The organism is Polyangium sp. 15x6, from assembly GCF_029960785.1.
In the GTDB taxonomy this organism is placed as follows: Bacteria; Myxococcota_A; Polyangia; order Polyangiales; family Polyangiaceae; genus Polyangium.
In genome coordinates this window covers 135,891-162,769 of sequence record NZ_JASBQE010000008.1, presented here as the reverse complement: position 1 = coordinate 162,769, position 26,879 = coordinate 135,891, and the positions used below count along the sequence as shown (strand labels likewise).

Genomic DNA, 26,879 nt, shown 5'->3' with positions numbered 1-26,879 from the left:
CAGTCCGAGGGAGAACATGAAACGACGAAGTATATTGGGGCACAAAACGATCGTGAGCGGCGTCGCTCTCGTCGTGGGCTTCCTGGGGCTCGCCGTGCCCGTCACGGCGCGCGCGCAGACGTTTCCGCCCGACGCTTCGTGGGTCGCGCTGACGCGCACGGATCCAGCGACGGGTATGGCGACGCCGCTCGGTGATCCCGAAGGCGATACCGCGGGCTCGCGCGACATCGTCGGCAATGAGCTGTTCCCGCTCGCCTACGTGTACAGCGACGCGACCCATTATTACTTCCGGTTGCGGATCGACGAGACGGTCCTGCAGAACGCGACGAGCTTCGCGCCCTTCGGCTGGGGGTGCGTGATCGATACGAACAACGATCCGGCCAATTACGAGTACAGCACGCTCGTCAACGGCATCTCGAATCCGGACGAGGTGCGACTCTGGGCCAATGCGATCCAGCAGATGCCGAACGATCCCGGCGACGCGCCGGAGACGCTGCTCAATACGTACCTCGACCCGCTCACGATGGGCTCGATGGGCTACGGATACGCGCGCGAGGCCCCGGCGGGCTCGAATTTCCCGCTCGCCACGCCGACGCCGGACTTCTTCATCGACTGGGCCGTCGAGCGGAACGCGCTCATCGCCGCGGGCGTGAGCCTCGATCAGCCGCTGCGCATCGCCTGTGGTACGGCCTCGAACGGCACGTCCCTCTCGCAGGACTTCACCGGCCCGGCGAACCTGCCCGATCTGCTCAGCGATCCAGTGAGCTGCGGCGCGGAAGGCTGCATTCCGCAAGATTGCATGGGCGCCGGCGAGGCGTGCTCCGCGGGCGTGGGCGAGTGCCTCGTGACGGGCGTGCTCGTGTGCAACGCGGAGGGCCAGGCGGTCTGCAACGCGTTCGCGGACGAACCCGGGACCGAGGTCTGCGACGGCCTCGACAACGATTGCGACGGCGTGGTCGACAACGGCTGCCCCGACACCGACGGCGACGGCATCCCCGATTTCGCGGAGGGCACGCTCGGCACCGATCCGAACGACGCCGACACCGACGACGACGGCATCCCGGACGGAGAGGAGCCGAGCGCGAACGTGGACACGGACGGCGACGGGCTCATCAACGCGCTCGATCCGGACAGCGACGACGACGGTCTCCTCGACGGGACCGAGGTCGGCAATGGTTGTAGTGGGCCCGGGATCGATCCCGCGGCGGGCCATTGCATCGCCGACGGCGACATGGGCGCGACGAAGACGAACCCGCTCGACCCCGACACGGACGCCGGCGGCGTGTCCGACGGCGCGGAAGACAAGGACCGCGACGGCGTCGTCGACGCGAACGAGACGAACCCGAACGACGGCAACGGCGCGGACGATCCGACGAACACGGATACCGACGGCGACGGGCTGAGCGACGATTTCGAGACGGGAATCGGGACCGATCCGAACGACGCCGACAGCGACGACGACGGCTTGCCCGACGGAGAAGAGCCGAATCCGACGCTCGATTCGGATGGCGACGGGCTCACGAACCCGCTCGATCCGGACAGCGACAACGACGGGCTCGCCGACGGCACGGAGCTCGGCAAGGATTGCTCGAACCCGGCGACGGACCCGGCCGCGGGCAACTGCGTGCCCGACGGCGACATGGGCGCGACGACGACGTCGCCGCTCGACGCCGATACGGACGACGGCGGCGTGAGCGACGGCTCCGAGGACAAGAACCTCGACGGCGTGGTCGATCCGGACGAGACGAACCCGAAGGCCGGCAACGACGCGGACGATTCGACGAACACGGATACCGACGGCGACGGGCTGAGCGACGCCGTCGAGGGGACCCTCGGCAGCGATCCGAACGACGCCGACAGCGACGACGACGGCGTGCTCGATGGAGAAGAGCCGAACCCGGCGAACGACACGGACGGCGACGGCATCAAGAACGTGCTCGATCCGGACAGCGACGGCGACGGGCTGAAAGACGGCACGGAAATGGGCAAGGGTTGCTCGGGCGACGCGACCGACCCGGCGGCCGGCAACTGCGTGGCCGACGGCGACAGCGGCGCGACGACGACCGCGCCCCTGAACCCCGATACGGATGGCGGCGGGCTCGCCGACGGCGACGAGGACACGGACAAGGACGGCGTGGTCGACCCGGGCGAAACCGATCCGACGAGGGGTCACGGCGGCGACGACGACGGCGATCCCGACGACGACGACGACGGGCTGACCGACGACGAAGAGACGGTGATCGGGACCGATCCGAACGACGGCGACAGCGACGACGACGGCGTGCCCGACGGCGAGGAGCCGAGCCCCGGCGTGGATACCGACGGCGATGGGCTCGTCAATGCCCTCGACCCGGACAGCGATGATGACGGCCTCAAGGACGGCACCGAGCTCGGCAAGGATTGCGGGGCGGCGGGGACGAACGCCGATGCCGGCCATTGCACGCCCGACGGCGACATGGGCACGACGACCACGGATCCGCTGAAGGCGGACACCGACGGCGGCGGCGTGAGCGACGGCGACGAGGACACGGACAAGGACGGCGTCGTCGACGAGGGCGAGAAGGATCCGAACAACAAGGCCGACGACGTTCCCGTCGAGCAGCCGCCGTCGGACGACGGCATCCTCCTCACGGGCCACGGCCTGATTTGCGCGGCCGGTCGCGGAGGCGGGAGCGGCGACGCGGCGCTCGTCGCGCTCGCGGCCCTCGGGGCCCTCGTGATCCGCAGGAAGCGTCGCTGAATCGACGTGGAGCGGTGAAATGAACGCGGGGAGCGGTCGGCGAAAGCCGGCGCGCTCCCCGCGGTCTTTTGTGGCGGTTTCGTATCAGCCGACGATCACAGGCATTCGTTCGAGATGCAATCCTTGCCGGGCGGGCAGGGGGTATCGAGGTCGCACTCGGGGTTGACCTCTTCGTTCGTCTTGCAGATCCCCTTATCGCAGGCGACGAAGCGGTTGTCGATGAGCTTGCAGGCGGTGAGGTCGCCGCAGGGGTAATGGCAGTAGCCGTCCGCGCCGCACTGGGCCGCGCCGGGGCAGGGCTCCTTGCCCGGACCGCAGCCGGGGATGGGCGAGGGATCGGGGATGCAGCCGCCGGCCGTGCTGTCGCAGATCTCGCCGGCCGGACAGTCGCTGTGCTTGGTGCAGGCCGGCTCGCAGATGCCGTCGATGCAGACCTCGTTGCTCACGCAGGGCTTCTGCGGGCACGCGGTCGCGGGGTCGGCGATGCAGATGCCCTTGTCGCAGACGTAGCCGGATTGGCACGGGCTGTTCTCGTCGCAGCCGACCTCGCACTGGCCGTTCGCGCAGACCTTGCCGGGGCCGCATTCGTAGCTGTGGTTGCAGCCGACGAGGCAGATGCCGTCCAGGCAGACCTGGCCGGAGGGGCAGTCGCCATTGTCGACGCAGGCGCAGGTGGTCACGTTCGGGTCGCACGTGGGATTGCCGCCGCCCTGACCGCCCTGGCCGCCGCCGCCGCCCTGGCCCACGTTGGGATTGGCGGGGTGACAGCCGTAACCGTCGCAAATCATGCAGTTTTCCCCGTTCGCGTCGCATTCGATCTGGGCGTCGGCGTCGGAGCAACCGCCGTAGCCGCTGCCGCTCACGGCGAGGACGAGGAACAAGGCGCTCGGGCCGAGAAGCTTGGCGAAGGATGGACGCAAGAACATGAAAACCCTCCAGCGACGGACGCGCCGCGACGAGCGCGCGGAGCGCCTGCGTATTCGTACCACGGGGGTGCGTAACACGCACCGTGCCACCGTCTTACGTTGCTTGGGGTGCGGCTTCACGCGTGGCTGTGAACGCCGGGCTACGCGTCATGGTACGCGCGCGTTCACGCTCGACCCGAGACAGCAGCCATACGCCGGGGTAGTCCCGAACGTAGCGCAGCGGAGTGAGGGACGTAGGGGGAGCCCCAACGAGGGCTCCCCCTCCACAAAACCCTCATCAAATGACGCCGAACTTCTTCCCGACCTTCTCGAATGCTTCGAGCGCGCGATCGAGGTGGTGACGCTCGTGCGTCGCCATGTAGCTCGTACGGAGAACCTGCTGCTTCGGGGGGACGCCGGGCGTGATGAATGGGTTCACGTAGATCGAGTGCTCGTCGAGCAGCGTCTTCCACATCATCACGGTGCGCAGGTCGTCGCGGATGTAAATCGGGATCACGGCGGTCTCGGTCTTCCCGAGCTCGAAGCCGAGGCGGCGCAGCTCGTTCCGCATGTACGTGAAGTTCTCGCGCAGCTTTTCCTGCCGCTCGGGCTCCTCCTGCATGACCTCGAGCGCGGCCATCGCCGCGGCCACGCACGGCGGCGCGGCGCTCGCGGCGAAGAGGAAGCTCGAGGCGAAGTGCTGAATGTAATCGAGCACCTTGCGTTCGCCGACGAGCCAGCCGCCGATCGACGCGAGCGATTTCGAGAACGTACCGCCGATGAGGTCGACCTGATCCGCGACGCCGAAATGGGCGGCGGTGCCGCGGCCGCCGGGGCCGATCACGCCGAGCGCGTGCGCGTCGTCGACGAAGAGCCGCGCCTTGTGCTTCTTCACCACGGAGGTGATGCCGGGCAGGTTCGCGATTTCGCCCTGCGCGCTGAAGACGCCGTCCGTGATGACGAGCGCGCCTTCGCTCGCGTCGAGCTCGGAGAGGGCCTGGTCGAGAGCCTCGGGATCGTTGTGCCGGTAGCGGACCATGCGCGCGCCGGCGGCCTGGCCGAGGCGGACGCCGTCGTAGATCGAGGCGTGGTCGTCCTTGTCGATGACGGCGACGCTCTTCTTGTTGGCGAGCAGCGCGCTGATCGTGGCGATGTTGACCTGGTAGCCCGTGGTGAACACGAGCCCGGCCTCCTTGCCGTGGTAGGCCGCGAGCTTCTCCTCGAGCTCGTTGTGCAGGCGCATCGAGCCGTTCACCAGGCGTGAGCCGGTCATGCTCGTGCCGTACTTCTCGATTGCGTTCCTCGCGGCCTCGCGGACCTTCGGGTGCGTCGTCAGCCCGAGGTAGTTGTTCGAGCCGAGCATGATGACCTTGCGGCCTTCGAGCTGCGCTTCTGGCCCGTTGTTGAAGTCGAGCGGGCGGAAGAACGGGTAGACGCCCATGGCGCGGGCGTTGTCCGCGGTCATGAACTTGTAACACTTCTCGAAGACGTCCCGGCCGCCGATGCGCGAGAGCGACGTGCGCGACGCCATCTGCTGGGCGAGTTTTTCCTCCGCCGCGCTCCCGGGGCCCGCGGGCTTGGGCGCCTCGGTCGTCGCCGCTTCGCCGTTCGTCGCGGCTCCGTTCGTCGGGGCGTGCGCGGCCGCGCCGTTCGTCGCGGCTCCGTTCGTCGGGGCGTGCGCGGCCGCGCCGTTCGTCGGGGCGCCTTTCGCCTCCGCCTCGGCGGGCTTCGTCGCGGGCCGTGGGCTCTTGCCGGCCGCGCCCACGACATCGTCGCCGCCTTCGAGGGCCGGGTCGATCGTGGGCAGCGCGTGGCCGTTGAGGAGAATGCTCCAGGCTTCGGAGGCGCGCTCGGCGGCCGCTTCGAGCCGACCCCGCGCGTCCATGAGGCCCGTCGCCACCTGCATCACGCGGTCGTTGCTGATGAGGCGCATCACGGCGCTGGAGGACGAGAGCTTCTTTCCCAGTCGATCGATCACGCTCATGAAAGGATCCTCGGCCCCCGCCTACCTACGTGCGGACCCGGGGATACGGCTCATGGAAGCCCCTGTCAATCGTGCCCCCAGTGCAACCGTTGCAGGGTAGCCTCGATCCGTGTAGAAAAGTTTGCGAGGATCCATGCGTCGAGTCCTTCTCGTCGACGATGAAGAGAACTTACGGGTCGTCGTTCGCTCCTTCCTGAAGCGCGACGGCTACGAGGTGGAGGTGGCTTCGGGGGTCGAGCAGGCGCTCGCGCTCCTCGAATCCTTCGGCCCGGATTTCATCCTCACGGACGTGCGGATGCCCCGGCTCGGAGGGCTCGATCTGCTCGCGACCCTCAAGGCGAAGGGGGATCCGGCGACGGTCATCGTGATGAGCGCGTACGGCAACGTCGACCTCGCCATCGAGGCGATGAAGGCAGGCGCGTACGACTACATCCAGAAGCCGTTCAAGGCCGAGGAGCTCTTGCTCACGCTGCGCAAGGCCGAGGAGCGGGAAACGCTCCGCCGGGAAAACCGCGCGCTCAAGCAGGAGATCCTGCGCGAGAGCACCTTCGAAGAGATCCTCGCGAAGAGCGAGAGCATGCAGGCGATCTTCAAGACGATCACCAAGATCGCCGACTACAAGACCACGGTGCTCGTGACCGGCGAGAGCGGCGTGGGCAAGGAGCTCGTGGCGCGGGCCCTCCACCGGCGGAGCTCGCGGCGCGGCGGGCCGTTCGTCGCGGTGAACTGCGGGGCGATCCCCGAGAACCTGCTCGAGAGTGAGCTCTTCGGTTACCGGCGCGGCGCCTTCACGGACGCGACCACCGACCGCGTGGGCCTCTTCGAGCAGGCGAACCACGGCACGCTCCTGCTCGACGAGATCGGCGAGCTGCCGCTCTCGCTCCAGGTGAAGCTGCTCCGGGTGCTGCAGGAGGAGACGATCCGGAGGCTCGGCGACTCGAAGGACATCAAGATCGACGTGCGGATCATCGCCGCGACGCACCGCGACCTCTCCGCCGAGACGCAAGCGGGTCGGTTCCGGGAGGACCTGTTTTATCGGATCAACGTCCTGCCGATCGGCATCCCGCCGCTCCGGGAGCGGCGCGAGGACGTGCCGCTGCTCGTCGAGCACTTCATGAACCGCAACAACGCGCGCTTCGGGACGAACATCCGCGCGCTCTCGCCCGAAGCGCGCCGCCTGCTCCTCGAGTACGGCTGGCCGGGCAACGTGCGCGAGCTCGAAAACACCATCGAGCGCGCCATGGTCCTCGCCGAGAAAGACAGCATCGAGGCCGACGACCTGCCCGAGCGCATCCGCGAGGCGCGTGATCCGATCCAGCTCCACCTGACGAGCGGGGAGCTCTCGATCAAGAAGACCTCGCGCGTCATCGAGGAGATCCTCATCCGCCGCGCGCTGCAGAAGACGAAAGGCAACCGCACGCGCGCCGCCGAGGTGCTCGAGATCAGCCACCGCGCCCTGCTCTACAAGATCAAAGACTACCGGATCGACCTCTGATCCCAGCGCTCCGACGCGAACCGAGCTACGCGGGATCCCTCGCAGCGGCGGTTTTGTGCCATGGGATTGAAAGCGTCAGCGGACCGACACGGTGCCTGACACGTCGCGAAAAATTGGTTAGCTTTCAAGCGTGACGACCATGAAGGGTCCGCCCGGCGCAACGGGACCGACACCTCCTTCGCCGGGGCGCGGGTCGTCGCGGCGAGCATTTTCCGAACTGCCTGCGAACGGGGAATCAAGGGCCACGCGCGAGTCTTCGCCTCCGGTGACGAACCCGGACGACAAACCCGCGCCTTCGACGAACAGCAGGCCGTTCTTCACGCCGCCCCCGCAGCGCGGCCCCACGCCGACGCCCCCGCCGCCGGCCGCGCGCCCGACGAACCCGGCCTCCGTGCCGCCGCCGCCCATGCCGTCCTCGGGGCTCGGGCGCTCGACGCCGCAGTCAACGATGGGGGCTGCGCTCGGACAAGCCGAGCTACGCCCCCATACCCCCGTGCCGCCGCCGCCCACGGGGTTTTCCCGCGGCGCGACGCCGCCGCCGCCCTCGACCACGCCCCGCTCCTGGGCCCCGTCGACGCAGCCGCGCCGCACGCCGCGCTCGGCGTCACAAGGGTCACAAGCGCCGCGGACCACCTCCACGATCCCGCCGCCGCCGACCTCGCCGCCGCCCTCGTCGCTCGCGCACTCGACGTCGCGGCCGCCGGCGCCGCCGCGGGCGCAGACGCTCCTCTCGGCGCGGCATACGGTCGATCCGGGGCTCGTGACGCCGGCGGCGCGCGTGCTCGACGAGCTCGTCGCGCTGGAGACGAACGAGCGGCTGCTCATCGTGCACGACCGGCAGAACGACGGCGTGGCGCGCGCGTTCGAGCAGGTCGCGCAGGAGCGGCGGGCGCGCGTGGATCGGATCGACGTGGAGGCGCTCGCGCCGCGGCCGTGGGTCCGCTGCCCGCAGGACGTCCTCGCGGCGGTGCCGGGCGCGGACGTGACGCTGTTTGCCGCGACGTACGAGGAGGGGGAGTACGACGCGCGGCACACGTTCGTCACCGTGGCCACGGCGAACCGCGCGCGGCACGTGCACATCGTGGGGACGAGCCGGCGCGCGTTCGTGAACAGCATGCTGGCGAGCTCGACGCGGGTCTTCGATCTGATCGCGGCGCTCAGGAACGCGATGAGGCCGCATTCGAAGCTCCAGGTGCGCTCGCAGGCGGGCACGTCGCTCGAAGTGGAGATGGCGCCGAACCTGCGCTGGTTCGCGAATGGGAGCATGATCCGGTCGGGCCAGTGGCTGAACGTGCCGTACGGCGCGCTCGTGACCTCGCCTGCGCAGGTGACGGGCACGTACGTGGTCGACGCGTCGATGGGCGGCGGCTACGGCTCGCGGCTCGGGTCGCTCTCGAGCCGGCCGATCCGGCTCACGTTCGAGAGCGGGCGGGTGCAACGCGTGGAATGTCGGGACGCCACGGTGAAGGCGTACGTCGAGAAGTTCATCAATGAAGCGATGGGCCACGATCGGGTGGGCCTGCTCTCGCTGGGCGCGAACATCGGCATCGCGGCGCCGCTCGGCGAGCTCATCCACGACGAGAACATGCCGGGCTTGCACCTGTCGCTCGGCGAGAACTTCGCGTCGCGGACCGGGGCGCTCTGGACGTCGCACGGCCAGCTCGCGTTCGCGGCGGCCGACACGGACGTCGACCTGGACGGCGAGCCGCTCATTCGGCACGGACGCTACGTGCGACTGGTATAGCCTTGCGCAGTTCCCCGTCGGGGGCTACGCCGCTTGGCCGTCATTCCTGACAACGATTGGGGCAGCGCTCGGACAAGCCGAGCTACGCCCCAAGCCCCAGTTGCAACGGGCCGAAGAAGCTCAACCATGAGGAAAAACTACGTCCTCGACGCCAACGTCCTCCTCCACGACCCGCACGCGATCTTCAAGTTCGAGGACAACGACCTGATCATCCCGATCTACGCGATCGAGGAAATCGACCAGTTCAAGCGGGAAGGGAGTGAACGGGGGCGCAACGCGCGCACGATCGCGCGGCTGCTCGACGGCCTGCGCAGCTCCGCGGGCGCGCTCTCCGTGGGCGTGCCGCTCGAACGAGGGGGCTCGCTCCGGATCGCGATCCCCGAGCGGCGGCCGAATGCGCTCGTGGGGCTCGATTCGAAGTCGCAGGACCTCGCGATCTTGCAGGTCGCGATCGACGTCCGCGACAAGGACAAGAGCAAGCCGACCATCTTCGTCACGATGGACACGAACCTGCGCATCCGGGCGGACGCGCTCGGCGTGACGTCGGAGACGTACGAGAGCCAGAACGCGCCCGATCCGGAGAACGAGCTGTCGGTGCTCGAGGTCGAGGTGCCGGGGACCGACGTGGACCAGTTTTTCCAGAACGGGTTCGTCGCGGCACCCCACCCCTCGGCGCTCTACCCGAACGTGGGCGTGCTCCTGCGTGACGAGGCGAGCGCGACGCACACGGCGCTCGGGCGGTACGACGCTTCGAAGGGGCAGGTCGTGTCGCTGCGTACGCCGCGCGACGGGGTGATGGGCGTCAGGCCGCGCAACAAGGAGCAGGCCTATGCGCTCGACCTCTTGCTCGACGACACGATCCGGCTGGTGACGTTGATCGGCAAGGCGGGCACGGGCAAGACGTTGCTCGCGCTGGCGGCGGGGCTCAAGCGGACGGTGGAGGACGGCGTGTACTCGCGGCTGCTCGTGAGCCGGCCGGTGATGCCGCTCGGCCGGGATCTCGGGTTCCTGCCGGGCGACGTCGACGAGAAGCTGAACCCGTGGATGCAGCCGATCTTCGACAACCTCGAGTTCCTGTTCTCGAGCGGAGCTACGCGCGGCAAGAGCGGCGCGGACGGGCGCGGATTCGTGCAGCTCTTGGAGAGCGGAATCGTGCAGGTCGAGCCGCTCACGTACATCCGCGGCCGCAGCTTGCCGCACCAGTACCTCATCGTGGACGAGGCGCAGAACCTCACGCCGCACGAGGTGAAGACGATCATCACGCGCGCGGGCGAGGGGACGAAGCTCATCCTCACGGGCGATCCGCACCAGATCGACAACCCCTACGTGGATCACGCGTCGAACGGGCTCAGCGTGGTGGCGGACAGGTTCAAGCAGGAGCAGATCGCCGGGCACGTGGTACTGGCGAAGGGCGAGCGCAGCGAGCTCGCGGAGCTCGCGGCGAACCTGCTGTAGGGACCGTGCCGCGCGCGTCTGACCCTCACTCGTTGCAATGGATCACGGACGCGGGAAACGCGCTCGTGCAGGCGGCCTCGCGCGTGCGCATGATCATGTGCACGACGCCGACGAACCTGCGGGCGGAGCTCGAACGGCTCGGCGGCGCGTGGGCGCGGGGCGAGCACGAGTCGCCGCGGTTCTCGTACGAGCCGCCGCCCGATCACGACGGCCTCGTGCGCGCGCTCCTGGAGCTCGCGGCGTTCCTGGAGAACGAAGGGCCGCTCGGCGCGGTGTACGCAGGAAGGGCCCGGGAGATCGCGGCGGAGGCGCTCGTCTGCTCGGCGACCGGGACGAAGGGGCTCTGGGCCGCGGCGAGAAAAAGGTTTGGCCGGCGCGACCATTACGATGACGCGGCGGACGACCTCGCGCGGAGATGGCTCTCGGAGCCGCCGCCGCCCGCGTCCGAGGACGACGCGCTGATTCGAAGCGACGACGAGGCGGCGGAGGGATCGCTCCTCGTGCGGATGCGCGCGGAGATCGGGGCGCGGCGCTTGCCGTTTCGGGTGGTCGTGGTGCGGGATCTGTCGTCGCTCGCGGCGACGGGCGAGGGCGTCGTGCAGGTCGCGGCGGGGCGGCCCATGACGCGGGCCGACGTGGAGCGGACCGTGCTCCACGAGATCGACGGGCACGTCTTGCCGCGGTGCCGGGCGGCAGGGATGTCGCTCGGCATCTTCGTGATCGGGACACAATGCGGCGCGGATGATCAGGAGGGGCGCGCGCTCTGGCTCGAGCGGCGCGCGGGGGCGCTCGTGGGCGGGCGGCGGCGCGAGCTCGCGTGCCGGCACGTCGCGGCGCGGAAGCTCGAAGCGGGGGCCGATTTCGTGGAGGCGGCGCGGCTCCTGCTCTCGCACGGGGCGAGCGTTCCGGACGCGCTTCGGATCACGGCGCGCGTGTATCGCGGGGGCGGTCTCGGGCGCGAGGTCGTGTATTTGCCGGCGCTGCTCCGCGTGGAGGCGGCGCTCGCGGTGGATCCGGCGCTCGACGGGGTGCTCGGCGCGGGGCGGGTGTCGGTGGACGCCGCAGCCGTGCTTCGACCATTTGCGTCCCGTCCCGGGGCGTGACCCGGGCATACCGGATCTGCTAGCGTCGCGACAAGGCTTTTCCTTTTCGTGACGTGAGGTGACGTGTGTCCATCCTTCGCTTGCTCGGGGTCGTGGGGCTTTCGGCGTTTTTCGTGGGTTGTGGCGGCGAGGTCCCGGAGAATGACTCGCCCGACGAGCCCGGCACGACGCTTTGGGTGCGCCGATTCGGGCGCGACAGCTACGTCGCGCCGGTGGGGCTCGCCGGGGTCGCTTCGGGCGGCGTGATCGTGGCGGGCCAGCATTACGGGGACATCGACCTCGGCGGGGGCACGCTGCCGAGTCCGTCGAACAGCTATCAAGCGTACGTCGCGCGGTACGACGGCGAGGGCAATCACGTGTACAGCCGCTCGTTCGGCGCGGAGTTCTCGGAGGGGGCGATCGACGTCGCGGCCTTGCCGGACGGCTCGGCGCTCGTCGCGGGCCAGTTCGCCTGGCCCGTCGAACTCGACGGCATTTCGCTCCCCCATGACGGGGCGGACGATACCTTCGTGGCAAAGCTCGATCCCGCGGGGAAGGTGGTCTGGGCGCGGGCGTTCGGCGGCGCTGACGACCAGCGGCCGATCGCGATCGCGGCGATGCCGGACGGCGGCGCGGTCCTCGTGGGCTCGACGTCGGGCGAGCTGCCTACGATCTCGTCGAATGCCGATTTCATCGTGCGTCTCGACCCGGAGGGCACGCCCCTATGGTCACGGATGCTCGATAGCAATCAAGGATACGTGACCTCGCACGACGTTGCGGCGCGTGATGGCGTCATTGCCGTGGTGGGAGAGTTTATGAAGGACATGGGCTTCGACGTCGAGCTCGTCGCGTCCGGGCATCGTGACGGATTCGTCATGACCTATGATTTCGACGGGAAACCCCTCTGGGGCCGGGCGGTGGGCGGCGACGAGAGCGTCGACAGCACGAACGCCGTGGCGTTCACGGACGATGGCGGGCTCGTGCTCACGGGGCATGTCGACGGGGACGTCGATTTCGGTGGGGGGATCGTCTCGGATTCGTTCGAAGACTCCACGAATGTCGACGACACGAATACGTTTTTGCTGGAGCTCGACGCGAATGCGAATCACCGACGGAGCGCGATTTACGGGGGATTGGGCACCGACTCCGGGCTCGGGCTCGCGATGGCGAGCGACGGTAGCGTGATCCTCACGGGAAACATGTACAGGCGCATATCGTTCGGGATGGCGTACCTCATGGCGAGCGAGGACGAGTACCGGGGCGACGCATTCGTGGCAGAGCTCGACGCCGATCGGAATCCGGTGTTCCTGCGGCGCTTCGGCGGCACGGAGCTGCAATGGGGGCAAGCGGCCGCGGTGGACGGGCAGGGGCGCGTGTACATCGCGGGGACGGCGCTCGGCGCCGTGGACTTCGGGCTCGGGCCGACGCCCGGCACGGGGTACTACGAGACGTTCCTGGTCGCGCTCGCGCCCTGAGCGTCCTTCGCTCCCCGAGCGGGCGCCGTCCGTTTCGAGAATCCGCGCGCAGCCGTCCGCGTCGACGAAGCTTGCCGCTGGCCCCTTGGCTCGGATGAGCCGGGGAGGGATCTTCCTCGTGGAATCGTCGCTTCGACGTCCCGAGCCCCCCTTCCCCTCGTCAACTCTCCTTTCCCGCCATGTACACCGACGAAGACCGCCGCCGCCTCGTCAAGGGAGTTCCGGGCAATCGATGCCTTCATTGCCCCACCATTCACTCCATTGCTTGCGCCGACGTCGCCCGCCAGATTCTCCGCGAGACGGAAGTCACGCGTGCGCGAGGCCACGGGCAAGCTCCGGCGCCGCGTCTGACGCGGTTTTCCCCCTGGACAACCGTCCAGCCCGTGCCTAAAGCCACCCCTCCCATGACTGCGACGACCGACTCCACCACGGTGGCCTCGCCCACGATCACGCTGCCCGCTTTCGACCCTGTCCCGACGCTCTCGGAGGAGCTCACGCTCCCGAGGTCCGGGGTCTCGGCAGTGGTAAAACTGCTCGCCGAGGGGGCGACGGTGCCGTTCATCGCGCGGTACCGCAAGGAGGCGACGGGCGGGCTCGACGAGGTGCAGATCCGCGCCATCGAGGAGCGTCGCACGTACCTCGTGGAGCTCGACGAGCGGCGCCGGCAGGTGCTCGACGAGATCGGCAAGCAAGGCAAGCTCACCGACGAGCTGAAGAAGAAGATCGTCGGCTGCGCGACGAAGGCCGAGCTCGAGGATCTCTACCTGCCCTTCAAGCCGAAGCGCCGGACGCGCGCGATCATCGCCAAGGAGCGCGGGCTCGAGCCGCTCGCGGACCGGATCTGGTCGCAAGCGAAGGAAGGCAGCCCCGAGGAGGAGGCCAAGGCCTTCGTCGACGCGGCCAAGGAGGTGCCCGACGTCGCGGCGGCGCTCGCAGGCGCGCGCGACATCTGCGCCGAGCGGATCGCGGAGAACGCCGACGTGCGCAAGACCGTGCGCGAGGCGTACATGCAAGACGGCGTGATCCGCGTGAAGAAAAACGAGGAGCACGAGGGCAAGGCGACGAAGTTCGACACGTACGCGACCTTCGAAGGGCCCGTCGCGGGGATGCCGTCGCACCGCTACCTGGCGATCCGCCGCGGCGAGGCGGAAGGGATTTTACGCGCGTCGGTGGATCTCGATGGCGAGAAGCTGTTCGCGCCGATCGGGAAGATGAGCGGGATCGACGGCGGCTCGCCCTGGGCGGGCGAGCTCGGCAAGGCGGTGAGCGACGCGTACAAGCGGCTGCTCGCGCCGAGCGTGCAGATCGACGTGCGCGTGGAGCTGAAGCAGCAGTCGGATCGCGCGGCGGTCGAGGTGTTCGCCCAGAACCTGCGGGAGCTCTTGCTCGCGGCGCCCTTCGGGACGCACGCGGTGCTCGGGATCGATCCGGGGCAGCGCACGGGCTGCAAGTGCGCGGTCGTCGACGACACGGGCAAGCTGCTCGCGAACGAGACGATCTACCTCGTGCAAGGCGCCGACGCGGAGGAGCGCGGCAAGCGGACGATCCGCGATCTGTGCCGGAAGTACGGCGTGAGCGCGGTGGCCGTGGGCAACGGGACGCACGGGCGCGAGACGGAGCAGTTCGTGCGCGATGTGCTCGCGGCCGAGGGGCTCAAGGAGATCTTCTGCGTGCCCGTGAGCGAGGCCGGCGCGAGCGTGTACTCGGCGAGCGACGTGGCGCGCGAGGAGTTCCCGGATCTCGACCTGACGGTGCGCGGCGCGATCAGCATCGCGCGGCGGCTGCAGGATCCGCTCGCCGAGCTCGTGAAGGTCGATCCGAAGAGCATCGGCGTCGGGCAGTACCAGCACGACGTGTATCAGTCGCTGCTCGCGCGGAAGCTCGACGAGGTGGTGGAGAGCTGCGTGAACATGGTCGGCGTGGAGCTCAACACGGCGAGCGCGCCGCTCCTCTCGCGCGTGGCGGGCATCGGCGCTTCGCTCGCGAAGAAGATCGTGTCGCACCGCGATCAGCACGGCGCGTTCTCGAGCCGGAAGAAGCTGCTCGACGTGGCGGGCCTCGGGCCGAAGACGTTCGAGCAGTGCGCGGGCTTCTTGCGCATCCGCGGAGGCGAGCACCCGCTCGACGGGAGCGCGGTGCACCCGGAGCGTTACGCGCTCGTGGAGAAGATCGCCGCGGACCTCGGCGTGCCCGTGGCGTCGCTCGTGGGCGACACGAAGCTCATCGGGCGCATCGATCCGAAGAAGTACATCGGCGGCGATGTCGGCGAGTACACGATGAATGACATCCTGGTCGAGCTGAAGAAGCCGGGGCGTGATCCGCGCGCGAGCTTCGAGCCGCCGAAGTTCCGCGACGACGTGCGGACGATGGAGGACCTCAAGCCGGGGATGGAGCTCGAAGGGGTGGTCACGAACGTGACCGCGTTCGGCGCGTTCGTGGACGTGGGCGTGCACCAGGACGGGCTCGTGCACGTGTCGCAGCTCGCGGACCGGTTCGTGAAGGATCCGAGCGAGGTGGTGAAGGTCGGCGACAAGCTGAAGGTGCGCGTGCTCGAGGTGGACATGGTGCGCAAGCGCATCTCGCTGACGGCGCGGAAGGGCGAGCGCCCGCAGCCGGGGGCGCAGTCGCAAGGCGCACCGCAAGGTCGCGGCGGGCAAGGGCCGCAGCAAGGGCGCGGCGGGCCGCAGCAGGGCAAGGGGGGTTCCCAGGGCAAACCCCAGCCGCAAGGGAAGTTCACGAACAACCCGTTCGCGACGCTCCTGAAGCGGTAGGGGCGGAGGGCGGCGCGGGGTCGGTTCATGCTACGTTCGCTGCATGGGCGACCCCGCGCGGAGAGTTCCCACGTTCGAGGAGCTGCTGGCCGAGATCGATCGGCTGCCGGAGTACCTGAGCGGAGAGATCCTCGAGCCGGGTGAGATCCGCACGATGTCGCGGCCGAAGGCGCCGCACCGGCGCGCGGTGGGGCAGTGCTATCGCGCGCTCGGCGATGCGGACAAAGCCTCCGGCGGCACTGGCTGGTGGATCGAGCTGGAGCCCGCGGTTCGCTTCGGCGATCGGCTCTTCAACCCCGATCTTGCCGGGTGGCGTGTGGAACGGTGTCCTGACCCGCCTGACGAGTACCCCATCACGCTGCTCCCCGATTGGTGCTGCGAGGTTCTCTCGCCGTCGACCGCTCGCGACGATCGCCGGATCAAGCTGCCGCACTACGCGCGATGCGGCGTGGGTTGGGTCTGGTTGATCGATCCGGAGATCCATCTGTTGGAGGTTTGGACGACCGAGCGCGAACGCCCCCTGCTCGTCGCATCCGCAGCCGAGGACGAAACTCCCCGCCTGCCTCCCTTCGATCTCGAGATCAACCTCGCGCCGTTCTGGATCCTCCCCAAGTCCGCCGAGCCCTCTTCTCCCTGATCCCGCGCGCCGGTACCCTGCGCGGTATGTCCGACAAGACGGCCGAGACCGCGATCGCGCAGCTCTCCCCCGACGCGCGACGCTTGCTCTGGATCCTCACGCGCGCGCTGCCGCCCGTGCCCGAGACGCTCGTCGAGAAGGTGTTTGCGCGCGAGTCGGTGGAGGACGAGAGGTTCCGGCAGATCGGACGCATGATGGCCGCGTTCGAGCGGATGCCGCCCGAGGCGCGGCCCGAGATGCCCGTCATGCCCGAGGAGGTGAAGCGGCGCATCGCGGCGCTGCAAGAGGCCGGGGAGCTCGAGCGCCCGGATCTCGAGCCGCTCGTCGGTGAGCTCGTGGAGGCGCGGCTCGTGACGCGCGCGCCGCTGCTCGAAGGGGGCGCAGCGATGGGTCTGGAAGCGACGGAGGCGGCAACGCTCGCGGTGGCGGCGTGGATGGACGCGCGGCCGGACGAGCGCGCCGGGCAGGACGAGGCCGCGTTGAAGGTCGCGTTCGGCGAGCGGTACGGGGCGGCGTTCATCGCGTTCGTCGAGGGCAAGGTCCCCGGCGGGACGAAGGAAGCGGGCGTCGAGGCCGGGATCACGGCGACGTCGTATTTCCTCGGCGCAGGCGCGTTCGCGGCGCTCGCGTCGATGTTCGGTGAAGCCGTGCGCGCGGCGAACGACGCATCCATCGTGGGGCCGGTCGCGGGGGCCGTGGAGGAGAAGGGCGGGCTCGACGCGCTGCTCGGCGCGTTCGACGCGCAGAACGACGCGCTCGGTCACGCCGGGACGCTCGCTGCGCTCGCAGGGCATCACAACGATGCAGGCGATCTCGGGGAGGCGATCGTGCTGGAGCAGCGATCACTCGCGCCGCTCGCCCGGCTCGACAACGTGGTGCCGCGGGCGATCGTGCACCTGCGTGTGTCGGAGCTCTTGGAGGTCGGCGCGCGCAGGGAGGAGAGTGCAGCGCATCTCGCGGCTGCGATCCTGTACAGGGCGCTCTCGGGCGTGGATTTTCGCGCGGAGATCCGCGTGCTCGTGGCCCGGCTCGGTCGAGATCGCGGGTTCGCGCTGCCCGCCGTCGCGGCGTTGCTCGAGGATCCGTCGTTCGCCGATCTCGCGCGGTTCGTGCGGACGAAAGGCGTGCCCGTCACGGACGTGCAGGCCGATCTCGATGCGCTCACGGCGCAACTGAAGCAGCACATCGGCGTCTGAAGGCTTTACGAGGCCGCCTCGGCGGGGCATGAGGATCGCTCGATGCGTACGATCCTGTCGCTGTTCGCCTCGCTGCTCTTCGTGTCCGCGTGTAACCCCGCGTCGCCGGAGGGCCCGAGGAACGCGGAGGACATCCGTCCCGCCGCGGACACACAGCCCCCGGCCGCGCCGTCGCCCACGGGATCCTCGACGGAAGCGGTCAACGCGGCCGAGGCCGCATGCAGTTCGGACGCGGATTGCGCCCCGGCGGGGTGTTGCCACGCGGCGTCGTGTGTCGCGCGGAGCGCGGCGCCCGATTGCAGGGCCGTGCTGTGCTCGATGGAGTGTCGGCAGGGGACGATGGATTGCGGCGGCGGATGCGTGTGTCAGGGCGGTCGCTGCTCGGCCCGGATCATGACGGGGCCCGCGGCGATGTGAGGATCAGCGGGCCGCGGCGCGCGCGACCATCGCGGCGAGCAGCGGGCCCGGGTCGTCCTGCCGCATGAGCGCCTCGCCCACGAGCGCCGCGTCGGCGGGGCCTTGCGCGATGCGCGCGACATCGGATGGCGAGGCGAGCCCGGAGAGGTGAACGCGCGCGGCGCCACGATCGGCGCGGGTGAGCACACGCTCGGCGCGCGTGGGATCCATGGCGAGCGTGTCGAGATCGCGCGCGTTGACGCCGAGGACACGCGCGCGAGCGTGCTCGGCCGCCGCGAGCTCGTCCTCGGTCGCGACCTCGACGAAGGGCTCGATGCCGAGATCTCGCGCCGCGTCCGCGAGCCGCGCGAGCTCCTCGGCCGAGGTGATGCGCGCGATCAAGAGCGCCGCGTCCGCGCCGTGCGCCGCGGCCATGGCGAGCTGGATCGGGGAGAGGATGAACTCCTTGCAGAGGAGCTTCGGCCGCGCCGCGCCGAAGGTCACGTCGAGCGCGTCACGGCATGCCGCGAGGTCGTCGTACGAGCCGCCGAAGAACGGGCCGTCGACGAGCACGCTGATCATCGCCGCGCCCGCCTCCGCATAACGCCGCGCGCGCTCGGCCGGCCTCAGCACCGACGAGAGCGCGCCCGCCGACGGCGAACGCAGCTTCACCTCGGCGAGGAGCCGCAGCGCCCCGCCCTCGGGCCGTCGGAGCGCCTCGAAGACGCCCCCCGAAGGCACGCGCGTCGTGCGCGGTGGAGGCGCGGCGAGCAGCGCTGCGATCTCGGCGCGCTTCGACGCGAGGATCGTGTCGAGGACGCGCTTTCGTCCCTGCCCGTCCATCACGCCGCCTCCGTCTCTCGCGCGCGCCCCGCGGCCTCACGGAGCGATTCGAGCCTGCGCATGGCCGCGCCGCTGTCGAGCGCCGCCGCTGCTTCCGCCGCGAGATCCGGCCAGTCGCGCGGGTCGTCCGTCTCGCGGAAGATGGCGAGCGCGGCGGCCGCGTTGAGCACGATCGCGCACCGCGCCGGGTGAGGCTCGCCGCGCAAGACGGCGAGGATCGCCTCGGCATTCTCCGCGGCCGATCCGCCCTGGATCGCGCCCGGCGGCGAGACCGGCAGGCCGAAGTTCTCGGGCCGGACGACCATCTCGCGCAGCGATCCACGCGCGAGCTCCGTGACGCGTGTCGGCCCGAACGGGCTCACCTCGTCGAGCCCATCTTCGCCGCGCACGACCCACGCGCGCCGCACCCCGAGCTCGGCCAGCGTCGCGGCGAAGACCGGGCGGAGCGCGTGATCGTACGTGCCGAGCAGCTGATGCGTCGTGCACGCCGGGTTCGAGAGCGGCCCGAGCGCGTTGAAGATCGTGCGGATCGCGAGCTCGCGCCGCACCGGCGCGCCGTGCCGCATCGCCGGGTGATGCGCGGGCGCGAACAGGAACGCGATGTGCGCCTCGCGCAGCACCTCGGCCTGGCGCTCGGGCGGCACGTCGATCGGCACCCCCAGCGCTTCGAGCACGTCGGCGCTCCCCGAACGGCTCGAAACGCTGCGGTTTCCGTGCTTGGCGACGGGCGCGCCGGTCGCGGCGCAGACGAGCGCCGCCGCCGTCGACACGTTGAGCGTGCCGAGTCCATCGCCTCCGGTCCCGCACGTGTCGAGGACCGCGGGCAGCCCGTGATCGACGCGCACCATCACCGCGCGCATCGCCTCGGCCGCCGCCGCGATCGTGGAGGCATCCTCGCCGCGCAGGCGCAGCGCCACCACGAACCCGGCCACTTGCACCGGCGTCCACGCGCCCGCGAGGATCGCGTCGAACGCGCGGCGCACCATCACGCGCGGCAGCGATCGCTCTTCCCGCGCGATCTGCTCGAACACGTGGGCGAAGCAGGCGACGTCCGCGCTCACAGGAGCGCTCCTGCGAGCGCTCCTCCCGTCCGAGCCCGAGCGTGCTCCTTCACGAGATCGAGCCAGTTGCGGAGCAGGTCCATCCCGCGCGTCGTGAGGATCGACTCGGGGTGGAACTGCACGCCCTCGATCGGCAGCCGCGCGTGGCGCAGGCCCATGATCTCGCCTTCGGTCGTCCATGCGGAGACCTCGAGCTCGCTCGGCAAGGAGCTCGGCTCCACGATGAGCGAGTGGTACCGCGTGGCCACGAAGGGCCGCGGCAGCCCCGCGAAGACCGTTCGCCCGTCATGCTCGATCGGCGACGTCTTTCCGTGCATCACGCGTCCTGCGCGCACCACGTGCCCGCCGAACACCTGCGCGATGGCCTGATGGCCGAGACAAACCCCGAGCAAGGGGCGCTCTGCGCCGAGCGCCTCGATGATCTTCAGGCTCACGCCTGCCTCGTTCGGCGAGCACGGCCCGGGCGACACGAGGATGCCGTCCGGGTCGAGGGCGCGCGCGCCGTCCACGTCGATCGCGTCGTTCAGCTGCACGACGCACTTCGCGCCCAGGATCTCCAGGTATTGGACGAGGTTGTAAGTGAACGAGTCGTAGTTGTCGACGACGAGCAGCCGCATCGATCCCACCTTGCTAGCGATGGACGAACGCGCGCCCGCGCCGAGACGCGGGCCACGATCTTCCATCCCCCCGACCACAAAGTAGCACCCGCGCCACGGCGCGGCCGGCCGCTCGATGCGTCTTTTTCCCGGGAAATTCGGGCAAATCGAGCTCTACTCGGAGGTCGTTCCGCCCGCGCCCGGCGTGGCCTTCGCGAGGAACTTCTCGAGCCGCAAGCTCACGAGCTCGGGGAACTCGACCGCCGTGTAGTGCGTGCCTCCGCGCACGACGTAGAGCTCCGCCCCGGGGATCTGCTTCGCCATCTCCTTCGCGAGCGAGGCCGGCGTCATCGCGTCGCGATCCCCCGTCAAGATGAGCGTGGGCACGTCGATCGTGCCGAGCACGTCCGAGGCGTCGTGATCACCGAGCGCGCGGAGGTTGTGGAAATACGCCTCCATGTCGAGCGAGCTGAAGCCCTGGACGAGCTCGTTGAAGACCGCGTCGTCGAGGGACGCGTTCATGACGCCCATGGCCTTGAGCCACCCGAGCGCCTCGGGCACGTCCGCAGCCCTGCGCGTGACCTGCGACGCGAGCGCGTGCGCGCGGCTCACGAGCTCCACGAGCGAAGGCAGCACGGTCTTCATGCCCGGCAAGGGGCTCACCGTGTCGAGGGGCCTGCCGCTCGTGCCGTTGAGCAGCACGATGCAACGCGCCCGATGTCGCGCCTTTCGGTACGCTTCGAGCACGACCTGCACGCCCATGCTCCAGCCGACGAGCGCCGCGCGCGTTTCGCCCTCGGCATCCAGGATCGCAAGGAGATCCTCGGCATGGCGCGCGATCGCATACGACGCGGGCGCGTCTTCCGGGGGTCGCGCGGAGGCGAAGAGGCCGCGGTAGTCCCACGTGAGGAAGCGGTAGCGCCCGCGCAGGTGCTCGATCTGCGCGCTCCACGTGATGTGCTGGCCCCCGAGCCCGTTCGCGAGCATGACGACGGGCGCTCCCGGATACGGGGATCGGGTGGCGTAGTACGTGATCCGCGTACCGTCCGGCACCGTGACGGCGCGCTTCTCGACGGCGAGGGGCAGACGCGGAGGAAGCATGCGTTCCGGTAGGTACCACCCCGGCCGCGTGTCGTCGTCGAGAAACCAAGGAAACGCGGGCCCCGAGCTTCCAAGGGCAGGCGAGAATTTCAGCGGGCGCGCCGTTGACACGACGTACGTCGCGCCGGTAACTTGCCCGCTGGTCGCTACGAGGAGCCGATGGCTGCTGAAGACAAGAGCAAGAAACCCAAGATCGATCTGAAGGCGCGGCTCGGGAAGACGAACATCGGGACGCAGGCCGTGCCGCTGCCCGTTCCTGGTCAGTCGCAGCCGCCGCCCTCCGGTTCGGGGAAGTCTCCGAACATCGCGCCGCCGCCCGGGATCTCCCCCGGCATCCCGGTTCCTCCGTTCGCGCAGCCTGCAAAGGCCGCCGCCGCCGCCGAGCCGCCGCCGAAGCCCACCGCCGTCCAGCAGACCATCAAGGTCGAGGTCGGCGAGGAGATCATCAAGGAGCGCGAGAAGGCGAAGAAGCGCCTCATCATGGCCGCTGTCGGCACGGCGCTCCTCGGCATCGCCATCGGGTATCCCGTCGGCCAAGCTGCCGCGCGCAACGAGCGCGGTAAGCAAGTCGTGGCGAACGCCAAGGCCCTCATGACGGACGTGAAGGCCGCGAACGAGAAGATGAAGGAGCTCGAGACGCTCCTCGGCGAAGCGGCGGATAAGCTCGGCAAGAAAGAGTATCCCGCAGAGCTCGCCGGTCAGCTCGGCGGCATCAACATCCCGTTCGACGCCACGAAGGTCGACGGCGCGAGCATCTCCGGCCTCAATCCGAGCGCGTTGCGGCAGCTGCTCAACTTCACCAAGGGCTGCGAGGAGCTGAACAAGAAGAAGGACAGCTTCAAGAACTTGCTCGAGTTCGCGAAGGCGCCCGTCGAGAAGACCTGGAAGGAGGAGAAGGAGCCGGTGATGAACTTCTCCGTCCTCTTCCGGTCCGACCAGAAGGGCGTGATCGCGGAGCTCGTGCCGGTCAAGGAGCCCTTCGACCTCGGCAAGGACTGGCCTGCGAACTACGCCGTCCTCAAGCCGGAGCGGACGCAGCAGGGCATGAAGTCCGTCGAGAAGAAGCTGAACCGCTACACGAAGGGCGATCTCCCCGGCAGCGGAGATCCCGTGCTCATCCCCGTCGATCCCGTGACGACGTCCGCGTTCACGAGCCAGCAGGTCGTCCTCAACCTGCGCAAGGCCTTCGTCGACCTGCGCACGGAGCTCAAGGGCGACGACTCGAACCCGCAGAACCCGATCATCGGCCTCATCGAGACCGGCGACAACCTGATGACCTCGATTCAGAAGGTCACGCAGGGCGGCTGATCACCTCTCCCCTCGGGTGATGGAAAGAAAAACGGGGCTCGCGAAAGCGGGCCCCGTTTCGTTTTGTCTCACGACCACGAAGAGAAGGACGATCAGACCTCGACGCTGCGAGGCCTGACGATCTCGACCTTGCCGATGTGCTGCTCGTCGCAGTCGCGCACGATGAAGCGCAGGCCGTACTTGCTCACGCTCGCGCCGTTCTCGGGCGTCTTGCCGAGGTGCTCCGTGAGCAGACCTTCGAGCGTGTGCTCCTGCTCCACCGCGGCCTCGCCATCCGGCAAGAGATCCGAGCCGAGGAACGCCGAGAGATCGCGGATCGACACGGCCGCGTCCGCCATCAGCCTGCCGTCGCCGAGATCCTGGATCGGCGGCGCTTCCTCCACGTCGTGCTCGTCGCGGATGTCGCCGACGATCTCTTCGAGCACGTCCTCCAGCGTCACGATGCCGCTCACGCCGCCGAACTCGTCCATCACGATCGCGAGGTGTTGCCTCCTGCCGCGCATCTCCTTGAGCAACGTCGAGAGCGGCTGCGACTCGGCCACGAAGTTCGCCGGGCTGCGCACGATCTCCTGCAGCGACTTTTTCTTCAGGCGATCTTCCTCGAACGCCTTGAACAAGTCCTTCGCGTAGAGGAGCCCCACCACGTTGTCGAGCTGCTCGCGATAGACCGGGTAACGCGAGTGACCACTCTCCGTCACGAGCGCGAGCGTCTTGTCGAGCGGGGTGCTCACCTCGATGGCCTCCACGCGCGAGCGCGGGATCATCACGTCCTTCGCGGTGCGATCCTGGAACTCGAGCACGTTGCGGATCATCTCCGCAGGCTCGCGGCCGAAGAGGCCGCTCCGCGCGCCCTCCTCGACGAGCATCTCCACCTCCGCCTCCGTGATGTGCGGATCCGGCGGCTCGCTGCTCTCCTTCGCCGCGATCGACGTGCCGAGCCAGCCGAGCGGGACCGCGAGCGGGAGCATCACGATCTCGAGCGGACGGAGCCAGCGCGCGGCCATCGGCGCCACGTGATCGGCGTGCTTGCGGCCGAGCGTGGTGCTCACCTCGAAGAGCGTGCTCGTGAAGACCACGGTCACGCCGAAGGCGAGCCACGGCGCCGCCTGCGGGTACAGGGGCGCGAAGAACAGCATCGTGAGGATGGCCGACAGGGTCGTGCTGAGGACCCTGCCGAGCAGATAACGAGACCGGAGCTTGGCGTCGGCGCTGCGGATGCGCTCGAGCGCCGCTTTTTCCGGTCCTTCCGCCTGCTCGATGAGCGCCGCCAGGCGGGTCTGGGTGAGGCTCGTCAAGGCCGTGTCCGCGCCAGCGAACAAGGCCCCGACGAGCGCCGACGCGATGGCCCCTGCCAAAAGCGCCAGTGGTACGTCGTTTGGACTCAAAACCGAACTCCCTACACGTCGAATCGTAGCGGACCTTGCTTACGCGACGCAACCCGCCGCGGTCGCTTGGCAGCTACGGATGGTCAGGGCGGAAAGCGACGTCCAGACACGACGTACTGTTCCGTCTCGACCTCGCGGCCCGCGGGAACGTCCGTGAAGCCGCGTTGAACCACGTACCCATCATGATCCCATTTTCCCACGGCGACCAGACGGCCCTCCGGGGAAAGCCAGGCGCTCGTTCCCGATACTTCAAGCTCGGAAGGTTCGTCCGGACGATCCGCGGCGCTCTCCCGGATTTCCGCCTCACGCGGGGGAGGCTCTGAAAAATCCGCCGCGCCGAGGCGTTTGCCCTGGGATGCGCGCAGGGCGCCCTCGGCCGTGAGCACGGCCGTGGGTAGGCCCAGACGAACGGCCGCGGCGAGGGGCACCACGGCGGCGCGCAGGGCCTCACCGGGCGCGTCGAGCACGTTCGCGACGTCGAGCCCGAACGGCCCGCTCCGCGTGCGGCGGAGCGCGCCGAGGTGCGCGGGCACCGTGAGGGCCGCGCCGAGATCACGCGCCAGGGAGCGCACGTAGTAACCCTTGCTCACGTCGAGCGAGACGTCGAGGAACGCGAGCTTCCCCGGCTCGAGGATCCCCGCGCTGCGGAGCTCGATCGCGCGCGCCGAGACCGGACGCGCGGGCAGCTCCACGACCTCGCCCCGCCGCGCGCGGTCGTAGCTCTTCGCTCCCTGGACCTTGATGGCCGAGTACGCCGGCGGCGCTTGCTCGGTCCGCGCGCGCTCGCGATCGAGCGCGGCCGTGATCCCGGGCAGCGCCGCGCGCGCGCCTTCCTGCGCGAACCGCGTGATCTCGTCCTCGAGCCACACCGGAAGCGGCGCCTCGGCCGTGACCGCGCCTTCCGCGTCGAGCGTGTCCGTGCCGCGACCAAGCACCACGCGCGCCTCGTAAGCCTTGTCGTGCGCGGTGAGGTACGGCCCGAGCTTCGTGGCTTCGCCGAGAAGCATCACGAGCACGCCCGACGCCATCGGATCGAGCGTGCCGGCGTGGCCGATGCGGCGCATGCCGATCGCGCGCCGGAGCTTGCCGACGACGTCGTGGCTCGTGGGACCTTTGGGTTTGTCGAGGACGAGGACGCCGTGAACGTCCCCGCGATCCTTTGGGCTCATCCTACCCCAGCCAGACCGAGCGCCGCTCGGACAGCATCCGGTCGAGCATGCTCTGGATCGACGCGCGCACGCGCTCGGAGAGGCGTCCCACGAGGATCTCGTCGTCCGCCGCCTCGGGGCCGTAGTTGCTCCAGGTGAGCGGCTCGCCGAAGCGGATGCGCCACTTCGTCGGCGCGGGCATGAGGCCGAGCGGCCCGAGCGCCGGGAAGGTCGGCGTGATCGGGAAGTACGGGATGCCCAGGGTCTTCGTCATGTACTCGAAGCGGTAGAGCATCGGGTTCGCCTCCTCGGCGCCCACGATCGCGCAAGGCACAAGAGGCGTGCGCGTGCGCAGGCAGAGGCGAATGAAGCCGCCGCGGCCGAAGCGCTGCAGCTTGTAGCGATCGCGGTAGAGCTTGCCGATGCCCTTCGCGCCCTCGGGGAAGACCGCGACGAGCGCGCCCTTGTTGAGCAGCCGCTCCGCGTTCTCCTGGCAAGCGCGCACCGCGCCGAGGCGGTTCATGAACGTGCCGACGAAGGGCAGGTAGTAGACGAAATCCTCGGCGAGCCAGCGCAGCTCGCGGTGCGCCGGGTGATCACGGCGGATGGCGGCGCGTAGCATCGCGCCGTCGTAGGGCAGGGGGCCGCCCGCGTGGTTCGCCACGACGAGACAGCGGCCCTCCGTGGGGATGTGATCGGCGCCCTCGACCTCGACGCGGAAATACCGCCTCGTGAGGAAATCGAGGACGGGCAGGAGCTTCGCTTCGAAGGCCGGATCGAGGCCGAACTCGTCGACCTCCTCGGAGCGGCTGCGCAAGCCCGCGCGTCCCCACTGCTTCGCGTAAAACTCGGGCGAGAGGACCTCGCTCGCCGTGGCCGACTCCGGCACCGAAGCGCGCGGCGCAGGCACGTCGCTGCGCGGCTTGGTCTTGGGCACGTCGCTCTTGCGCGCGGGAGGGATCGGCGGGGGCTTCGGCACGTAGACCGGCTCGTCCGCGCGCTCGCGCCCCTGGCCGATCATCCGGTCGAGCCGGGCTTCGAGGTCGCGGATCTGCTGCTCGATCTCGATGGCGCTGGTCGCGGTCGCGCCCTCGACGTCGGCCTCGCCGCGCAAGGTGGCCGGGGGGATGCTCGGGCGGATGACGGCCTCGGTCGGGCCGATCGGCGCGACGTCTTGCGCTTCGTCGGCGTCGAGGTCGTAGCCGGGCACGAGGCGCGGCGAGGCCTGTACGTCTCCGTCGAGGTCGGTGCCGAAGGGCAGGGCGGGCGCGATCTCGGCCGCGGCCCACGCGTCGTCGTCGTCGTCCTCGTCGTCGTCCTCGGAGGACGCGGGCGCCTCTTCCGCGGCGGGCGGCTCCGCGAAGCGCCGCGGCGCCGCGGGCTCGCCTTCGGCCGGCGGTGCGTCCGCGCGGCTCGAGGCTACGTCCTCGGGGGCGGCGGCTCCGCTATCGGCGGCGACGAACGCCGCGGCCGCGAGGGGCTCCTTCGGCGCGGCGTCCGCGCGCGGCTCCCTCGTCTCCTTGTGCTTGCGCTTCTGCTTCTTCCCCATGGAAAAAC

Annotated in this window: 21 protein-coding genes; 11 read left to right on the top strand and 10 right to left on the bottom strand. The window is 69.5% G+C overall.

What is annotated here, in order from left to right; translation table 11 throughout:
- The first annotated feature begins 52 nt into the window (after positions 1-52).
- Positions 53-2,740 (top strand): hypothetical protein, encoded by a 2,688-nt coding sequence (locus QHF83_RS08990; RefSeq protein WP_282417354.1) that lies wholly within the window; start codon positions 53-55, stop codon positions 2,738-2,740.
- A 95-nt stretch (positions 2,741-2,835) separates the two neighbouring features.
- Here QHF83_RS08990 and QHF83_RS08985 read toward each other — a convergent pair whose 3' ends face one another.
- On the bottom strand, positions 2,836-3,666 hold the full coding sequence (locus QHF83_RS08985; protein WP_282417353.1) for a hypothetical protein: 831 nt from the start codon (positions 3,664-3,666) through the stop codon (positions 2,836-2,838).
- Positions 3,667-3,943: 277 nt separating this feature from the next.
- A complete protein-coding gene (locus tag QHF83_RS08980; RefSeq protein WP_282417352.1) occupies positions 3,944-5,629 on the bottom strand; it encodes an aminotransferase class I/II-fold pyridoxal phosphate-dependent enzyme in 1,686 nt (561 codons plus the stop codon).
- Positions 5,630-5,762: 133 nt separating this feature from the next.
- Between QHF83_RS08980 and QHF83_RS08975 the strand changes: the two genes are divergently transcribed.
- On the top strand, positions 5,763-7,124 hold the full coding sequence (locus QHF83_RS08975; RefSeq protein ID WP_282417351.1) for a sigma-54 dependent transcriptional regulator: 1,362 nt from the start codon (positions 5,763-5,765) through the stop codon (positions 7,122-7,124).
- Positions 7,125-7,241: 117 nt separating this feature from the next.
- Here the strand turns inward: QHF83_RS08975 and QHF83_RS08970 are convergent, their stop codons facing one another.
- On the bottom strand, positions 7,242-7,949 hold the full coding sequence (locus tag QHF83_RS08970; protein WP_282417350.1) for a hypothetical protein: 708 nt from the start codon (positions 7,947-7,949) through the stop codon (positions 7,242-7,244).
- On the opposite strand from QHF83_RS08970, the gene QHF83_RS08965 reads away from it, so the two are divergent.
- From QHF83_RS08965 to QHF83_RS08930, 8 genes are all read left to right on the top strand, one after another.
- Complete coding sequence (locus tag QHF83_RS08965) at positions 7,903-8,868, top strand: aminopeptidase (protein ID WP_282417349.1); 966 nt, start codon at positions 7,903-7,905, stop codon at positions 8,866-8,868. The two genes, QHF83_RS08970 and QHF83_RS08965, sit on opposite strands and share 47 nt — an antisense overlap.
- A 126-nt stretch (positions 8,869-8,994) precedes the next feature.
- A complete protein-coding gene (locus QHF83_RS08960; RefSeq protein ID WP_282417348.1) occupies positions 8,995-10,323 on the top strand; it encodes a PhoH family protein in 1,329 nt (442 codons plus the stop codon).
- A gap of 5 nt (positions 10,324-10,328) precedes the next feature.
- Positions 10,329-11,426, top strand: a complete 1,098-nt coding sequence (locus QHF83_RS08955; RefSeq protein WP_282417347.1) for a tyrosine/phenylalanine carboxypeptidase domain-containing protein — start codon at positions 10,329-10,331, stop codon at positions 11,424-11,426.
- 65 nt (positions 11,427-11,491) lie between these two features.
- Entirely contained in the window at positions 11,492-12,880 is a 1,389-nt protein-coding gene (locus QHF83_RS08950; protein WP_282417346.1) for a hypothetical protein, read from the top strand.
- A 404-nt stretch (positions 12,881-13,284) separates the two neighbouring features.
- A complete protein-coding gene (locus tag QHF83_RS08945) occupies positions 13,285-15,651 on the top strand; it encodes a Tex family protein (RefSeq protein WP_282417345.1) in 2,367 nt (788 codons plus the stop codon).
- A gap of 43 nt (positions 15,652-15,694) precedes the next feature.
- Complete coding sequence (locus QHF83_RS08940; protein WP_282417344.1) at positions 15,695-16,288, top strand: Uma2 family endonuclease; 594 nt, start codon at positions 15,695-15,697, stop codon at positions 16,286-16,288.
- A 26-nt stretch (positions 16,289-16,314) separates the two neighbouring features.
- On the top strand, positions 16,315-17,484 hold the full coding sequence (locus QHF83_RS08935) for a hypothetical protein (protein WP_282417343.1): 1,170 nt from the start codon (positions 16,315-16,317) through the stop codon (positions 17,482-17,484).
- Between the two features lie 42 nt (positions 17,485-17,526).
- A complete protein-coding gene (locus QHF83_RS08930) occupies positions 17,527-17,901 on the top strand; it encodes a hypothetical protein (protein ID WP_282417342.1) in 375 nt (124 codons plus the stop codon).
- Between the two features lie 3 nt (positions 17,902-17,904).
- Here the strand turns inward: QHF83_RS08930 and QHF83_RS08925 are convergent, their stop codons facing one another.
- From QHF83_RS08925 to QHF83_RS08910, 4 genes are all read right to left on the bottom strand, one after another.
- On the bottom strand, positions 17,905-18,723 hold the full coding sequence (locus QHF83_RS08925) for an indole-3-glycerol-phosphate synthase (protein WP_282417391.1): 819 nt from the start codon (positions 18,721-18,723) through the stop codon (positions 17,905-17,907).
- Positions 18,723-19,784: an anthranilate phosphoribosyltransferase gene (trpD, locus tag QHF83_RS08920; protein ID WP_282417341.1), complete on the bottom strand. Its 1,062-nt coding sequence runs from the start codon at positions 19,782-19,784 to the stop codon at positions 18,723-18,725. The genes QHF83_RS08925 and trpD overlap by 1 nt, the downstream gene beginning before the upstream one ends.
- Entirely contained in the window at positions 19,781-20,401 is a 621-nt protein-coding gene (locus QHF83_RS08915) for an aminodeoxychorismate/anthranilate synthase component II (protein WP_282417340.1), read from the bottom strand. Before QHF83_RS08915 ends, trpD begins: the two co-directional genes overlap by 4 nt.
- Before the next feature lie 153 nt (positions 20,402-20,554).
- Positions 20,555-21,481 (bottom strand): alpha/beta hydrolase, encoded by a 927-nt coding sequence (locus QHF83_RS08910; protein ID WP_282417339.1) that lies wholly within the window; start codon positions 21,479-21,481, stop codon positions 20,555-20,557.
- A 159-nt stretch (positions 21,482-21,640) separates the two neighbouring features.
- Between QHF83_RS08910 and QHF83_RS08905 the strand changes: the two genes are divergently transcribed.
- Positions 21,641-22,789, top strand: a complete 1,149-nt coding sequence (locus tag QHF83_RS08905) for a formin (protein WP_282417338.1) — start codon at positions 21,641-21,643, stop codon at positions 22,787-22,789.
- Positions 22,790-22,881: 92 nt separating this feature from the next.
- On the opposite strand, the gene QHF83_RS08900 is transcribed toward QHF83_RS08905, so the two are convergent.
- From QHF83_RS08900 to QHF83_RS08890, 3 genes are all read right to left on the bottom strand, one after another.
- Positions 22,882-24,144, bottom strand: a complete 1,263-nt coding sequence (locus QHF83_RS08900; protein WP_282417337.1) for a hemolysin family protein — start codon at positions 24,142-24,144, stop codon at positions 22,882-22,884.
- Between the two features lie 113 nt (positions 24,145-24,257).
- Entirely contained in the window at positions 24,258-25,343 is a 1,086-nt protein-coding gene (gene truB, locus QHF83_RS08895) for a tRNA pseudouridine(55) synthase TruB (RefSeq protein ID WP_282417336.1), read from the bottom strand.
- Between the two features lies 1 nt (position 25,344).
- The gene (locus QHF83_RS08890) at positions 25,345-26,871 is read right to left on the bottom strand and encodes a lysophospholipid acyltransferase family protein (protein ID WP_282417335.1); all 1,527 of its coding nucleotides are present in this window, start codon (positions 26,869-26,871) and stop codon (positions 25,345-25,347) included.
- Positions 26,872-26,879: the final 8 nt, after the last annotated feature.

Excerpts from the sequence above, each read along its gene's own strand:
- QHF83_RS08985 (WP_282417353.1), bottom strand. The coding sequence starts at position 3,666 with ATGTTCTTGCGTCCATCCTTCGCCAAGCTTCTCGGCCCGAGCGCCTTG.
- QHF83_RS08980 (WP_282417352.1), bottom strand. The coding sequence starts at position 5,629 with ATGAGCGTGATCGATCGACTGGGAAAGAAGCTCTCGTCCTCCAGCGCC.
- QHF83_RS08975 (WP_282417351.1), top strand. The coding sequence starts at position 5,763 with ATGCGTCGAGTCCTTCTCGTCGACGATGAAGAGAACTTACGGGTCGTC.
- QHF83_RS08970 (WP_282417350.1), bottom strand. The coding sequence starts at position 7,949 with ATGAGCAGCCGCTCGTTCGTCTCCAGCGCGACGAGCTCGTCGAGCACG.
- QHF83_RS08960 (WP_282417348.1), top strand. The coding sequence starts at position 8,995 with ATGAGGAAAAACTACGTCCTCGACGCCAACGTCCTCCTCCACGACCCG.
- QHF83_RS08945 (WP_282417345.1), top strand. The coding sequence starts at position 13,285 with ATGACTGCGACGACCGACTCCACCACGGTGGCCTCGCCCACGATCACG.
- QHF83_RS08940 (WP_282417344.1), top strand. The coding sequence starts at position 15,695 with ATGGGCGACCCCGCGCGGAGAGTTCCCACGTTCGAGGAGCTGCTGGCC.
- QHF83_RS08935 (WP_282417343.1), top strand. The coding sequence starts at position 16,315 with ATGTCCGACAAGACGGCCGAGACCGCGATCGCGCAGCTCTCCCCCGAC.
- QHF83_RS08930 (WP_282417342.1), top strand. The coding sequence starts at position 17,527 with ATGCGTACGATCCTGTCGCTGTTCGCCTCGCTGCTCTTCGTGTCCGCG.
- QHF83_RS08925 (WP_282417391.1), bottom strand. The coding sequence starts at position 18,723 with ATGGACGGGCAGGGACGAAAGCGCGTCCTCGACACGATCCTCGCGTCG.
- QHF83_RS08915 (WP_282417340.1), bottom strand. The coding sequence starts at position 20,401 with ATGCGGCTGCTCGTCGTCGACAACTACGACTCGTTCACTTACAACCTC.
- QHF83_RS08910 (WP_282417339.1), bottom strand. The coding sequence starts at position 21,481 with ATGCTTCCTCCGCGTCTGCCCCTCGCCGTCGAGAAGCGCGCCGTCACG.
- QHF83_RS08905 (WP_282417338.1), top strand. The coding sequence starts at position 21,641 with ATGGCTGCTGAAGACAAGAGCAAGAAACCCAAGATCGATCTGAAGGCG.
- truB (WP_282417336.1), bottom strand. The coding sequence starts at position 25,343 with ATGAGCCCAAAGGATCGCGGGGACGTTCACGGCGTCCTCGTCCTCGAC.
- QHF83_RS08890 (WP_282417335.1), bottom strand. The coding sequence starts at position 26,871 with ATGGGGAAGAAGCAGAAGCGCAAGCACAAGGAGACGAGGGAGCCGCGC.